This is a genomic window from Thalassococcus sp., from assembly GCF_982780845.1.
This window is the reverse complement of sequence record NZ_CEYADA010000016.1, coordinates 25,418-39,552: the sequence shown is the minus strand read 5'-3', so window position 1 is coordinate 39,552 and position 14,135 is coordinate 25,418. Positions and strand designations below refer to the sequence as shown.

Genomic DNA, 14,135 nt, shown 5'->3' with positions numbered 1-14,135 from the left:
TCACAAACAGATGAAACGCGCCAAAGAAAAAGGGGCCGCGAAACGCGACCCCTTTCGGTATTTTCTGCAGTTGGCAGATTACATCATGCCGCCCATGCCGCCCATGTCGGGCATTGCAGGTGCGCCACCGTCTTTGGACGGCTTGTCTGCAACCATGGCTTCTGTTGTGATCAGCAGACCAGCAACCGATGCCGCATCTTCCAGAGCGGTACGTGTAACCTTGGCCGGATCGATAACGCCGAAGCCGAACATGTCGCCATATTCATCTGTCTGTGCGTTATAGCCGAACTTCAGGTCTGTGCTTTCACGAACCTTGCCAGCAACGACGGAACCGTCGACGCCTGCGTTCTCGGCGATCTGGCGCAGCGGTGCTTCCAGAGCTTTGCGAACGATTGCGATACCTGCGTTCTGGTCAGCGTTTGCACCTTCCAGACCTTCCAGCGATTTGCCGGCCTGTACCAGAGCAACACCACCACCAACGATGACGCCTTCCTGAACAGCAGCGCGTGTCGCGTTCAGAGCATCGTCAACACGGTCTTTACGCTCTTTCACTTCGACTTCTGTCATGCCGCCAACGCGGATAACGGCAACACCGCCTGCCAGTTTGGCAACGCGCTCTTGCAGCTTTTCACGGTCGTAGTCGGAAGTTGTTTCAGCGATCTGTGTGTGGATCTGGCCAACACGTGCTTCGATCTCGGCTTTGTCGCCTGCACCGTCAACGATGGTTGTTTCGTCTTTGGTGATCGAGATTTTCTTGGCAGAGCCCAGCATGTCCATTGTGACATTCTCAAGCTTCATGCCGAGATCTTCCGAGATGACCTGACCGCCTGTCAGGATCGCGATGTCCTGCAGCATGGCCTTACGACGGTCGCCGAAGCCCGGTGCTTTAACAGCAGCGATTTTCAGACCACCGCGCAGCTTGTTGACAACCAGAGTTGCCAGCGCTTCGCCTTCTACGTCTTCTGCAATGATCAGCAGCGGCTTCTGCGACTGGATCACTTGCTCGAGCAGCGGAACCATCGGCTGCAGCGAGGACAGTTTCTTTTCGTGCAGCAGGATCAGAGCGTCTTCCAGATCGGCAATCATCTTGTCCGAGTTGGTGACGAAGTACGGCGACAGGTAGCCGCGGTCGAACTGCATACCTTCAACAACGTCTGTCTCTGTCTCGAGGCCTTTGTTTTCCTCGACAGTGATAACGCCTTCGTTGCCAACCTTCTGCATCGCGTCTGCGATCTGGCGGCCGATTTCCGCTTCGCCGTTTGCCGAGATTGTACCAACCTGAGCAACTTCGTCGGAATCGTTTACCGGACGAGCAGCAGCTTTGATCGCTTCGACAACTTTTGCAGTTGCCATGTCGATGCCGCGCTTCAGGTCCATCGGGTTCATGCCAGCAGCAACGGACTTCATGCCTTCTTTAACGATGGCTTGTGCAAGTACTGTTGCTGTTGTTGTGCCGTCACCGGCTTCGTCGTTGGTGCGGGAAGCAACTTCCTTCACCATCTGTGCGCCCATGTTTTCGAACTTGTCTTCCAGTTCGATTTCCTTGGCTACCGATACACCGTCTTTGGTGATGCGCGGTGCGCCGAAGGATTTTTCAAGCACAACGTTACGGCCTTTGGGGCCCAGAGTGACCTTCACCGCGTCAGCGAGGATGTTCACACCCTTCAGCAGACGGTTACGGGCATCTGTATCAAACTTTACGTCCTTGGCAGACATGAGTATCTCCTATGTCTAGAATGCGTTCAGAAAGGTCAGTCTCAGGACAGAACGCCGAGAATGTCGCTTTCTTTCATGATCAGCAGTTCTTCACCGTCTACGGTGATTTCAGTGCCGGACCATTTGCCGAACAGGATTTTGTCGCCGGCCGATACGGCCATTTCGATCAACTCACCCGAATCTTTGCGCGCGCCGTCGCCACACGCAACAACCACGCCTTCGGCAGGCTTTTCTTTTGCGCTGTCAGGAATGATCAGACCGCCAGCGGTCTTTTCTTCACTTTCAACGCGACGCACAAGCACGCGGTCATGAAGCGGTTTGAATGCCATCTTTGTAGCTCCCTAGGTACAAAGGTTAACTTGGCCCCCCATCAATTGGCAGAGCCGTTAGCACTCAGCACATCCGAGTGCTAACGGCGCACAGTTAGGCACAGCAAATCTGTGAGTCAACCAAATCAGTGAAATTTTCCGCGCTTTCCCTCGGAAACATCCCGTTTCCGCGAAAATCAGCTATCGGCCCAGTCAATAAGCCCCTGACGCCCTGCATCAGAAAGCGCATAGATACCGGTCTCGACCTTTTCGAACCAGCCATAGTGATTGGTCCGCATGATTGTGGTTGCCTGACGGACTTTGACGGCTTTTGCAACCAATGCGCCCTTAGAGGGGCCGTTTTCCGCCAGATATCTCGCACAGGCCAGCGCGTCCTGCCTGTATCCCGTGACAATCCCATGCCGCGTGGCGCCGCCCGCGTTGGGATCGCCCCTTAGGCGTTCGAATTCCCGCAACAGGCGCGCCTGCGCCTTTTTGTTCTTTCGCGGCGCATAGGGGCCGGGGTCGCAGGCGACCTCGACCAATCCATCTTCGCGCACCGTCATAAAGCCCAACCCAAGCCGCCGGCACAGCCGCGTGTTCTCCAACATTGTCCGGCGGGCTGTCCGGCCTTTGGGACGGGGGATCGAGATATAGACAAGATCGGACAGGGACAGCCGATCAATCGCCTGATGAATCAACGTCAGATTAATCCGTAGCTTCAATTCGACTATTAGGAACGGCTCATTTCCGCGCCGAGCAACCAGATCAGCGCGCCCGACCTCACCTTTGACGGTATAGCCCTGGGCTTCCAGAAATGCCTTTACCGGTTGGTAAAGCTCCGTTTCCTTCTCCATCTAAATGCCTACTCGCCCTCTTGATCAAAGGTATATAGTAAACTACCCTTTGACTGTCATTTTGGATATCTATTGGCATACTTATGCGCGTCTTTCTGTTTATCTTATCATTGTTGATGATCGGGGGAACCGCTTCTGCGAATTGCAGTGGCCAAGACCTCCGCCCGACTTTGGAAGATCAAGAACGACAGCACCTGCAAAATGCCGTCGATGAAACGCCCTACGCCGAGGGAAACCATTGGGTTGCGACCCGTGATGCGGAAACGATCCACCTGATCGGCAGCATCCACATCGACCACCCGTCGCTTTTGAACCACGTCGACAGACTTGCTCCGGTTATCGAAACGGCGTCAGTCGCGTTCTTTGAGATGACCCTCAACGATCGACGCGAAATGGAGAAAGAGTTCCGTGACAATCCCGACCTGCTGATCATGTCCGACACCACCCTGCCCGAGGTGATGGACGAACCGACATGGACGATGCTGGCAAATGCTGCTCAGAAACGTGGCTACCCGCCCTTCATGACCGCCAAATTCCGCCCGTGGTATCTGACGATGATGCTGGCCATGCCGCCCTGCATGTCCCTCGAACGTGCTCTGGCCGGTGGATTAGACAACAGATTACAGGACGTGGCCTATTCGGCGGGCCGCACTGTGCGCGCGCTCGAAGATTACCACACCGTCATGGATTTCTTTAACAACGCGCCATTCGACCAACAGATGGACATGTTGCTGGCTGCGATCTTTGATCCGATCCTGACCGAAGACATGTACGCCACCATGTTCAAACAGTATTTCGAAGAAAAGCACGCCGAGGCATGGGAATTGTCCCGCCTGCTGACGAAACGCTCGGCCGCTCAGGACCCCGAGCGGATCGAAGCAGCCTTCCGGAATATGGAAGACTTCCTTCTGGACAGCCGCAATCAACGCTGGGTGCAGACAATCGCCGACGCGGCGAAGGGATCAACCCCCGACGCCCCTGTCGCAGTCATCGCAGGCGCCGCGCATCTGTCTGGCGAACAGGGCCTGTTGGCCCTGCTTGCCGAACGCGGGTTCCTGCTGGAACGCCGCCCCTTCTGATCAGGCCGCGATCAGGCCACGGCCTTTCAACAGCGCATCAACACCCGGCATCCGACCACGGAACTGGGTGTAGAGGTCTTCGGCATCAACTGACCCGCCTTTGGACAGGATGAAGCCTTCCAACCGCTTGGCCATTTCAGGGTCAAACGCATCGCCGGCTTCTTCAAAGGCGGCAAAGGCGTCGGCGTCCATCACCTCGGACCACATGTAGCTGTAGTAGCCGCTGGAATATCCGTCGCCCGAGAAGACATGCGCGAAATGCGGTGTCGCGTGGCGCATGGAAATCGCGCGGGGCATGCCGATCTCTTCCAGCACTTCGGCCTGTTTCTGCATCGGGTCCGCCGGTGCGGGGCCTGCGTGAAAGGCCAGATCAACCAGCGCCGAGGCCACGTATTCCACCGTCTGGAACCCCATATCGTAGGTCGCAGCACCCAGCACCTTGTCCAAAAGGTCCTTGGGCATCGGCTCGCCGGTTTCTGCATGCACCGCGTATTCCGCCAGCACCTCGGGCACCTCGAGCCAGTGTTCATAAAGCTGGCTGGGCAGCTCCACAAAGTCCCGCGCCACGGACGTGCCCGAGATCATTTCATAAGTCACATCCGACAGCATCTGGTGCAGTGCATGGCCGAATTCATGGAACAGCGTGCGCGCATCGTCATAAGACAGCAGCGCGGGCGAACCTTTGGCAAAGTTGCAGACGTTCACCACCAGCGGCACCTGCACATCGGGGAACTTGCGCTGCGCCCGGATCGCCGAACACCATGCGCCAGAGCGTTTCGAGCCTCGGGCAAAGTAGTCGCCGATAAACACAGCCACCGTTTCGCCATCGCGTGTCACTTCCCACGCGCGGGCGTCATCGTGATAAAGCGGCACGTCCAAGGGCGCAAATTCCAGCCCGAACAGCTTGGTCGAACAGTCGAACGCCGCCTGAATCATGTTTTCCAACTGGAAGTACGGCTTGACCTGCGCCTCATCCAGATCGTGTTCGGCCATGCGGCGCTTTTGCGCGTAATAGTGCCAGTCCCATGCCTCAAGCGGGCCTTGGATACCGTCGGCGTGCAGCATGCCCTCCAGCACTTTCGCATCCGCATCTGCGGCGGCCTTTGCAGGGCCCCAAACGTCCATCAACAGACCGCGCACGTTGTCCGCATTGCCCGCCATTTCAGTCGCCAGTTTGTAGGCGGTGAAATCGTCATAGCCCAACAGCTTGGCGCGTTCTTCACGCAGCTTCAGCGTTTCCGCAGCAATGCCACGATTGTCGGTATCGCCCCCGTTGGCACCCCGTAGACCCCACGCGCGATAGGCCTTTTCCCGCAGATCACGACGGGGCGAGAATTGCAGGAACGGCACGATCACCGACCGCGATAGGGTCACGCATGGGCCTTTGCCCCGCTCTTCACCCGCGGAGCGCATGGCGCTGATCACGAAATCCGGCAGGCCTTCCAGATCGTCCTCGGCCAGCTCCATCGACCAGCCGCGTTCATCCGCCAGCAGGTTCTGGGTGAACTGCGTGCCAAGCTCTGCCAGACGCGATTTGATGACTTTCAGACCCTCATCCTCGTCACCTTCCAGCGCGGCGCCGGCACGGATAAAGTTCCGATGCATCAGCATCAGAACGCGCTGCTGTTCGTCGTTCAGATCAAGGCTGTCGCGGGCATCGTAGACGGCAGCAATGCGCCGGAACAACGCCTTATTCGAATAGATTTTCGACCCATGCGCCGCGAACTTTGGCGCATAGTCCCGCATGATCGCTTCGCGCGTCTCGTTACTGTCCGAGCCTGCGATGTTGTAGAAAACACCTGCGACCTTGTCCAAGGTCCTGCCAGTGCACATCAGACCCTCGATCGTGTTTTCAAACGTCGGCGCATCGGGGTTGTTCGCAACAGCCTCGATCTCGGCCAGATCCTGCTCCATCGCTGCATCAAAGGCGGGCGCGAAATCCTCGTCCTTGATCTGATCGAAGGGCGGCAGGCCAAAGGGCGTGTCCCACTGTTGCAAAAGAATATTGGTCATTGCGAAGAACTCCGTAAGCTTTGGAATATAGCTAGGCCCGACTTGTGGGCGCTGCAACTCAAAGCCTGCGGAATTTACGCGTGATTGTCCGCATCCTTGCAAACAGGGCAATCATCACGCTGTTTCAGCCGGATCTTGCGGGTTTCACCCCAAAGCGCGTCGTAGATCATCATCTCACCGCGCAAGGGCTGGCCCGCGCCTGTGATCAGCTTGACCGCCTCAACCGCCATCATCGCACCGATCACGCCGGGCAATGGCCCGATCACACCAGCCGCAGCACAGCTGGGGGCCAGACCGTCAGCGGGCGGTTCGGGGAAGATGCATTGATAGCAGGGCGTGCCGTGTTTTGGATCAAAGACAGAAAGCTGCCCTTCCCACTGGCTTAGCGCGCCGGATACTAGCGGTATACCCGCCGCCACAGCCGCGCGGTTCGACAGATAGCGCGTGTCGAAGTTGTCGGTGCCGTCCAGAACCAGATCGTATTCGCCAAACAGCTCTTCCGCGATATCGGCCTCAAGACGACGGTGATAGGGTTTGACCGTCACATGGGGGTTCTGCGCCAGCATCGCGTTCTGGGCCGAGAATACTTTGGGTATACCGATATCTTCGTCACGGTGAATGACCTGCCGTTGCAGGTTGGCGTTTTCCACGATGTCGTCATCAATCACACCGATGGTGCCCACACCCGCCGCCGCCAGATATTGCAGCGCAGGTGCCCCCAGACCGCCTGCGCCGATCACCAGCACCTTGGCGTTTTTCAGCTTTTTCTGCCCCTGCCCGCCGATTTCCCGCAACACGATGTGGCGGGCGTAGCGATCCAGTTCTGATGCCGAAAAACTACCCGTTTTGGGTGCAGGCTCATCAACGATCTTATCGTCATCCGTCCCCGCCTTTTTGCGCAGGCGTTTAACCACCAGCGCATAGGCAAACCCGATGGCGACAAGCCCGAACAAGATCAGCCAAGGTGCCGCCGACCCACCTGTCGCCATGCGCACCGGATGGCCCATAGGCAGGATCACTTGCAGGATCACAACGCCCAAAAGCAGCAATCCGATCATGTTCAGCCGCACCGAACGACGGGTGCCCATCAGAACGCCCAAACCCCACAAAAGCACCGCCAAGAACAGGACCAGACCCATATCAACCCTTTCCAGTCGACCCGAAGCCACCGCTGCCGCGCGTGGTATCATCCAGCGCGGCCACTTCTACAAAAGTGGCGCGCAAAACCGGCGCGACAAGCATCTGCGCGATCCGGTCGCCGTGGGCGATGGTAAAGGGCTCGGTTCCTGCGTTCAGAAGGATCACACCCAACGGCCCGCGATAGTCGCTGTCGATGGTGCCCGGCGAATTGGGCAGCGTGATGCCGTGCTTTAACGCAAGCCCCGAGCGCGGTCTGATCTGGACCTCGTACCCATCCGGGATCGCCATGCGCAGGCCAGTGGGCACCAGCGTGCGGCCACCGGGTTCCAGCGTGATCTCGCCGCGGTCCGGCATGTTCGCACGCAGGTCGGCCCCAGCCGCCCCGTCACTTGCATAGAACGGCAGGCCAAGGGACTGATCCGCCCCTTCATCCCAAAGGAATTGAATTGTCACCACGGCAGTTGTCTTTCTGTTGGTTCAGTCTGCGCCCAGATGGGCGGCGATACGGTCGGCCAGTTGACGCGCCACGGCGTCTTTGCCCATGCGCGGCCATGCCTCGGACCCGTCGGCTGATATCAGCGTCACGGCGTTTTCCGATCCGCCCATGATCCCCGTCGCGGGCGACACATCGTTGGCCACGATCCAGTCGCAGCCCTTGCGCGCACGTTTGGCGGTGGCATTGGCGATCACGTCATCGGTTTCAGCGGCAAAGCCAACAACCAGCGGCGGGCGGCCTTTGGTCATTTGGGAAACTTCGGCCAGAATGTCGGGGTTTTCGGCAAACTCCAGTGTCGGCAGGCCGTCTTTGGTTTTCTTGATCTTGGATTTTGCCTCGGTCGCGACGCGCCAATCGGCCACGGCGGCGGCGAATATACCCGCGTCGGCAGGCAGCGCGTCCAACACCGCCTGACGCATTTCGCGCGCGGTTTCGACCTTGATCACCTCAACACCCTGCGGCGGCGGCACATCGGCGGGGCCAGTGACGAACACCACATCCGCACCAAGCGCCCGCAGCGCACTGGCAATCGCGGTGCCCTGCGCACCGGACGACCGGTTGGCGATGTAGCGCACCGGATCAATCGGTTCATGCGTCGGGCCAGAGGTGACGACGATGCGCTTGCCCTTCAATGGCCCATCAGACAGCGCGTTTTGCACCGCCTCGACGATTTCCATCGGTTCCGACATGCGGCCGGGGCCGAATTCACCGCAAGCCATGTCGCCTTCGTTCGGGCCTGTGACCATGATGCCGTCGGCCAAAAGCTGGGCCAGATTGCGCTGGGTCGCGGGGTGATCCCACATGCGCACGTTCATTGCCGGCGCGATCAGCACAGGGGTGTCGGTGGCCATCAGCAGGGTCGAGGCCAGATCATTGGCATGACCGCCCACCATCTTGGCCATCAGATCGGCGGTCACTGGGGCCACCACCACCAGATCGGCGACGCGGCTAAGCTGGATATGGCCCATTTCGGCCTCATCCGTCAGATCGAACAGATCGGTGTAAACCTTTTCACCGGCCAGCGCCGACACCGACAGGGGCGTCACGAATTCGGTCGCGGCCTTGGTCAGGACAGGCGTGACCGAGGCGCCGCGTTCGCGCAAACGCCGGATCAAGTCCAGCGATTTGAAGGCCGCGATCCCGCCGCCGATGATCAAAAGAATACGTTTGCCTTGCAGCATCGCGATGCCCGCCAGTTGTTTCCCCATCTTGTTACGGGGCTGGAACGCGAAACTCAATTGCCAGAAAGGCGGTCACGATTTGTCGAAAGCCGCACAAGGATCGCCACGGTCCACGCCTTTGGTGCTTTCCACGGTGTCAAAGCCCCCATCCGGCGCACCGCCCTCTTCGCCCAACCCGAGGCTGGCGACACTGACATCCGGCGCGGCAAAGGCGACGTAATACGGCGCGCCCCAGTCTTTGCGGGCGTGGCCGTTGCCAGTGATCACCGCGACCGGCCCGCCGGTATCTTGCAGCGCTTGCAAGGCCTGTTCAGCCAGACGCGCGTCACGCAGGCGTTGGATATCGACCATGAGGGGCAGGATCTGTTCCGGCAGTTTGTCACAATGGGCCGCCATCTGCATCGCCTCGCGCGTGTCCTGCTGATCGGCGGGCAGCGGTTGGTCCAGACCAAAACGCTCTGCCCCGTCGCCAAAGACGACGCTTAATCCCTGATCGGACACGCCACGCGTTTCTTCCCGTGGCACCGCCGCGCCGTAGAATGCCGCGCCCGTGGCTGACGCAAATATCGGGTAATACATCGAAAAATCGGGCCAGCCGCTGTCGTTCCAGCCCAGCGCCTGTTCTAATGCGGCCTCATCGCCCAACAGTTCCGGCGTGATCCGCGCCGCCTGTTCGGCGGTCAGCATTTCAAAGACCAACGCCTTGGCCGATAAAAAATCCACCGCCTGCGCCTGCAAACGGTGGTGTTCGGGATTGTCGTGTTGTTCGCCCAGAAACACGATGTCAGCGCGGGGCACATCCAACGCAAACGCGGGATGTGCCAGAACACATGCTGCTATGATCCAATGCCTCATAGCAGGAATGCATGCACCTCTTGCGACTGTGCTTCAAGACTTTTGCGCATCTTGGCAAAGGCGGCGGCCTCAAGCTGGCGGACACGTTCTTTAGACAGGCCCAGTTCGTTGCCAAGGCTTTCCAAGGTGCGACCATCATCACGCAATTTGCGTTCGCGGACGATGAACCGTTCGCGGTCGTTCAACTGCTGCATGGCGAACAAAAGCCATTCGCGCAGTTGGTCGTTGTCGTGGCGTTCTTCCACGGTTTCAGCGGCCTGCGCCGAGTCATCTTCCAGCGCGTCGATCCATTCGCGGCCTTCATCCTCGGTCGATTGGGTGGCGTTCAGGGAGTAGTCAGAACCGGACAGACGGCCTTCCATCATCTCAACGTCATGGAGCGGCACGCCGACCTCGGTCGCGATCATCTGGCGCAGCTGGTGTTTATCCAGCGTCTCGCCTGCGGCTGCGGCCTCACGCTCAAGACGGGCCTGCACACGGCGCATGTTGAAGAAAAGCGATTTCTGGGAAGAGGTAGAGCCTGTGCGCACCATGGACCAGTTGCGCATCACGTAGTCCTGAATGGATGCCTTGATCCACCAGACTGCATAAGTCGAAAAACGCACACCGCGATCAGGGTCGAATTTGTCAGCGGCTTTCATCAGGCCAAGACCTGCCTCTTGGATCAGATCATTCATCGGCGCGCCGTAGCGTTTGAACTTGGCAGCCATGGAAATAGCCAGTCGCATATAGGCGGTGATCAAGCGGTGCAGCGCGGCTTCGTCGCGTTCATCGCGCCATGCGTAAGCAAGCTTTAATTCTGTCTCGGCATCCAGCAATTCAGCCTTCATTGCGCGGCGTGACAGCGTCTGATCGTTAAACGCATCCAGTGCCATTGGCGTTCTCCCCTGGGTGTGTAAGCGATTTTTGTTTTCGTTACCTTTACGCAAGAGGAACGCAGTCGGATCAGTTTTGGTTTCGCAAAAACATGTGGCACTAACGGTTTCGTGATATTGACCCTTCACAGATTTTGATGGTGCTTCCCACAAAGTTGAATTTTTCTTTAATTATTCAGGCGACTAGACTCGCCCCACCATGAAAGGGGTTCTTATGACGAATAAACTGATTATCGGTGACTACGCCTATTCAAGCTGGTCTTTGCGCGGCTGGCTGCTGTTCCGCCGCTTTGGCATTCCGGCCGAAGTTACGTTGTTGGATTTCTTTGCCGACGAAAGCGTGGCCGAACAGGTCAAGGCCTATGAGCCCGCCAAAACCGTGCCGATCTGGGTGACAGAAGACGGTGACGTTCTGGGCGAAAGCATTGCCATCGCCGAAGAACTGGCAACCCGCTACCCCGCCGCAAACCTTTGGCCCGCCGACCCCGCCGCACGCGCAGTGGCCCGCGCCCTGACCGCCGAAATGCATTCCGGTTTCGGCACGCTTCGCAATGACTGCCCGATGAACATGCGCGTCGCCTATTCCGAAAGCCCTGTGTCTGACGACCTGAAGGCCGATCTAGCGCGGATTGATCTGATCTTCGGCATGGCGCGCGAAAAGTTCGGCCGCAACGGCCCGTGGCTTTGTGGCGAATATTCAATCGCCGATGCCTTCTATGCCCCCGTCGCCGCGCGGATCGCGGGTTATTCCCTGCCGGTCAGCCAAGTGACGCAGGACTACGTCAACGCACACCTGAACGACGGTGCCTTCCGCCGCTGGCGCGCGATGGGCCTGATCAAAGGCGCTGATCTGCCGTGGTACGCCCGCGACTATCCGCAGAAACCGTGGCCCGGCCCGACACCCTTGGCCGCCAAGGCCGTCGACAGCGGCACGCCTGAAAACGATGCCTGCCCCTACTCCGGCCTGCCTATCACGCATCTGCTGGAACTGGATGGCCGCATCTTCGGCTTCTGCAACGACTTCTGCCGCGACAAAACCGTGGCCGACCCCGAGGCATGGCCACAGTTCATGGCGCTGCTCTAAGCCGTTAACCAATCAGAAACCTTCCTTGCGCGATCTTTGCCGATAAGGGTCGCGCAGGGAAACATGATGGTCGCACATGCCTATTCGGTGGCATTCGAAGGGGTCGAGGCCCGCTCGGTCGAGGTGCAATGCGCCGTCAGCCCCGGCCTGCCCGCCTTTTCCATCGTGGGCCTGCCCGACAAAGCGGTGTCCGAAGCGCGCGACCGTGTGCGATCTGCGCTATCCTCCCTGTCAATCGCTCTTCCGTCAAAACGCATCACGATCAACCTGTCGCCTGCGGACTTGCCCAAGGAAGGGTCGCACTTTGACCTGCCCATCGCGCTCAGCCTTTTGGCTGCGCTGGAAATCATTCCCAAGGATGTGGTCGCGGGCACGGTATCTTTGGGCGAGTTGTCATTGGACGGCACCTTGGTTCCGGTGCTGGGCGCCCTGCCCGCCGCCATGGCCGCCGCCGAACACAGCCGCGATCTGGTCTGCCCCGAGGCCTGCGGGCCAGAGGCCGCGTGGGTCGAGGCCTGTCGCGTGATCGGCGCGAATTCCCTGCACGACGCGATTCGGCATTTCACCGGTGCCGCGGTCCTGTCGCCCGCCACTGCAGGCGAAGTCAGCCAACCCTTCCAAGGCCGCGACCTGCGCGATGTGAAAGGGCAGGAAAAGGCCAAACGCGCGTTGGAAATCGCGGCCGCCGGTCGCCACCACGTGCTGTTTGTCGGCGCACCGGGATCGGGCAAATCCATGCTGGCTGCCCGCCTGCCCGGCATCCTGCCGCCCTTGTCACCGGTCGAGGCGTTGGAAACATCGATGATCCATTCGCTGGCCGGATTGCTGGACGACGGCGGCATCAGCCGCACGCGCCCCTTCCGCGAACCGCATCACACGGCATCCATGGCGGCTATCGTGGGCGGTGGGCGCAACGCCAAACCGGGCGAGATTTCGTTGGCCCATAACGGCGTTCTGTTCCTCGACGAATTCCCGGAATTTTCCCGCACCGTTCTGGAAACCCTGCGTCAACCCATCGAGACGGGCGAGGTCATGGTCGCCCGCGCCAACGCCCACGTGCGCTATCCCTGCCGGTTTATGCTGATGGCTGCCGCGAACCCCTGCAAATGCGGGTTTATGGGCGACGCCACCCGCGCCTGTTCCCGCGCGCCGCTGTGTGGTGAGGATTACCTGGGCCGTATCTCAGGCCCACTGATGGACCGCTTTGATTTGCGGGTCGAAGTGCCGCCCGTCACCCACGCCGATCTGGATTTGCCCGCGTCCGGCGAAACCTCGGCCACCGTTGCTGCCCGCGTCGCTGCCGCGCGTGATCTGCAAACCAACCGCTTTACGGCGAACGCGCGCGTTCACACCAATGCAGACGCCGAGGGACAGGAATTGGAGGAGATCACACAAATGGACGCCGAGGCGCGCATTCTGCTGGTGCAGGCAGCGGACCGGTTCGGCCTGTCCGCGCGTGGCTATCATCGGGTGATGCGGGTGGCGCGGACGATTGCCGATCTCGACCAGTCCGAGGGCGTGCACCGGCCACATCTGGCCGAGGCACTCAGTTTCCGCCTCATGTCGGCAAAGGAAAGTTAGGCGGACATCGCCGCGCAACGTGCTTCGATCGCGACCCAGATCTTTTGGGCGATGTTCACACCGTCAAACCGCTCAAGCTCTTGAATGCCAGTGGGCGAGGTCACGTTAATCTCGGTCAGCCAGTCGCCGATCACGTCGATGCCGACAAAGACCTGACCTTTCTCTTTCAGAAGCGGGCCAATCGCGGCACAGATTTCGCGGTCGCGGTCGGTCAGTGCGATCTTTTCAGGGCGGCCACCCACGTGCATGTTCGATCGGACCTCACCTTCGGCCGGAACACGGTTGATCGCGCCGACGGGTTCACCATCCACAAGGATGACACGCTTGTCGCCCTTGCTGACCGCAGGCAGGTACTTCTGCACAATCAGCGGCTCACGCGAGAAACCGGTGAACAGTTCGTGCAGCGACGACAGGTTGCGGTCGTTTTCATCCAGCTTGAACACGCCCGCGCCACCGTTGCCGTAAAGCGGCTTCAGGATCACGTCGCCATGTTTGGCGCGGAATTCGCGGAGCGTTTCCAGATCACGCGCGATGGCCGTGGGCGGCGTCAGATCAGGGAAGCTGAGAACCAGAAGTTTTTCGGGGTAGTTCCGCACCCAGAACGGGTCATTCACCACCAACGTCTTGCCCGCTAAGCGGTCCAACAGATGCGTCGTCGTGATGTAATGCATGTCGAACGGCGGGTCCTGACGCAGCCAGACCACGTCGTAATCTGCCAGATCGACCTTTTCCAACGGCCCGAGGATCGCGTGGTCACCTTTGACCCGCTGCACCTTTAGCGAATGGCCGCGTGCGGTGATCTTGCCTTCTTCAAAGGCCAGATGATCGGGCGTGTAGTAAAACAGTTCATGCCCCCGCGCCTGCGCCTCTTCGGCGATGCGGAATGTGCTGTCTGCGTCGATGTTGATCGGACCGATTGGGTCCATCTGAAAGGCGATCTTCATGGGGGT

13 protein-coding genes are annotated in these 14,135 nt (G+C 59.4%); 3 read left to right on the top strand and 10 right to left on the bottom strand.

The genetic code is table 11. The features are described 5' to 3' along the window. Window positions 1-78: 78 nt before the first annotated feature. The 3 genes from groL to AC4FIA_RS15745 all read right to left on the bottom strand — a co-directional run bounded on the left by groL (window position 79) and on the right by AC4FIA_RS15745 (window position 2,881). Entirely contained in the window at window positions 79-1,716 is a 1,638-nt protein-coding gene (groL, locus tag AC4FIA_RS15755) for a chaperonin GroEL (protein WP_490366639.1), read from the bottom strand. A 41-nt stretch (window positions 1,717-1,757) separates the two neighbouring features. Further along, entirely contained in the window at window positions 1,758-2,045 is a 288-nt protein-coding gene (locus AC4FIA_RS15750) for a co-chaperone GroES (RefSeq protein WP_103911325.1), read from the bottom strand. Window positions 2,046-2,221: 176 nt separating this feature from the next. After that, a complete protein-coding gene (locus AC4FIA_RS15745; RefSeq protein ID WP_490366638.1) occupies window positions 2,222-2,881 on the bottom strand; it encodes a DUF2161 domain-containing phosphodiesterase in 660 nt (219 codons plus the stop codon). 170 nt (window positions 2,882-3,051) lie between these two features. On the opposite strand from AC4FIA_RS15745, the gene AC4FIA_RS15740 reads away from it, so the two are divergent. Next, window positions 3,052-3,960: a TraB/GumN family protein gene (locus AC4FIA_RS15740; protein WP_490366637.1), complete on the top strand. Its 909-nt coding sequence runs from the start codon at window positions 3,052-3,054 to the stop codon at window positions 3,958-3,960. Here AC4FIA_RS15740 and AC4FIA_RS15735 read toward each other — a convergent pair whose 3' ends face one another. From AC4FIA_RS15735 to AC4FIA_RS15710, 6 genes are all read right to left on the bottom strand, one after another. Next, window positions 3,961-5,973 (bottom strand): M3 family metallopeptidase, encoded by a 2,013-nt coding sequence (locus AC4FIA_RS15735; RefSeq protein ID WP_490366636.1) that lies wholly within the window; start codon window positions 5,971-5,973, stop codon window positions 3,961-3,963. It abuts the gene before it with no gap. Between the two features lie 74 nt (window positions 5,974-6,047). Beyond that, window positions 6,048-7,112, bottom strand: a complete 1,065-nt coding sequence (locus AC4FIA_RS15730; RefSeq protein ID WP_490366635.1) for a HesA/MoeB/ThiF family protein — start codon at window positions 7,110-7,112, stop codon at window positions 6,048-6,050. Between the two features lies 1 nt (window position 7,113). Next, window positions 7,114-7,569, bottom strand: coding sequence for a dUTP diphosphatase (gene dut, locus AC4FIA_RS15725; RefSeq protein ID WP_490366634.1), 456 nt, complete (start codon window positions 7,567-7,569; stop codon window positions 7,114-7,116). A gap of 21 nt (window positions 7,570-7,590) precedes the next feature. Continuing rightward, the gene (gene coaBC, locus AC4FIA_RS15720; RefSeq protein ID WP_490366695.1) at window positions 7,591-8,790 is read right to left on the bottom strand and encodes a bifunctional phosphopantothenoylcysteine decarboxylase/phosphopantothenate--cysteine ligase CoaBC; all 1,200 of its coding nucleotides are present in this window, start codon (window positions 8,788-8,790) and stop codon (window positions 7,591-7,593) included. A gap of 72 nt (window positions 8,791-8,862) precedes the next feature. Beyond that, entirely contained in the window at window positions 8,863-9,645 is a 783-nt protein-coding gene (locus AC4FIA_RS15715; RefSeq protein WP_490366633.1) for a ChaN family lipoprotein, read from the bottom strand. Continuing rightward, on the bottom strand, window positions 9,642-10,520 hold the full coding sequence (locus tag AC4FIA_RS15710) for an RNA polymerase factor sigma-32 (protein WP_490366632.1): 879 nt from the start codon (window positions 10,518-10,520) through the stop codon (window positions 9,642-9,644). The genes AC4FIA_RS15715 and AC4FIA_RS15710 overlap by 4 nt, the downstream gene beginning before the upstream one ends. Before the next feature lie 214 nt (window positions 10,521-10,734). On the opposite strand from AC4FIA_RS15710, the gene AC4FIA_RS15705 reads away from it, so the two are divergent. After that, on the top strand, window positions 10,735-11,604 hold the full coding sequence (locus AC4FIA_RS15705) for a glutathione S-transferase (RefSeq protein WP_490366631.1): 870 nt from the start codon (window positions 10,735-10,737) through the stop codon (window positions 11,602-11,604). 66 nt (window positions 11,605-11,670) lie between these two features. Further along, a complete protein-coding gene (locus tag AC4FIA_RS15700; RefSeq protein WP_490366694.1) occupies window positions 11,671-13,185 on the top strand; it encodes a YifB family Mg chelatase-like AAA ATPase in 1,515 nt (504 codons plus the stop codon). Here the strand turns inward: AC4FIA_RS15700 and gshB are convergent. Next, window positions 13,182-14,129, bottom strand: coding sequence for a glutathione synthase (gene gshB / locus AC4FIA_RS15695; RefSeq protein WP_490366630.1), 948 nt, complete (start codon window positions 14,127-14,129; stop codon window positions 13,182-13,184). The two genes, AC4FIA_RS15700 and gshB, sit on opposite strands and share 4 nt — an antisense overlap. Window positions 14,130-14,135 lie beyond the last annotated feature (6 nt).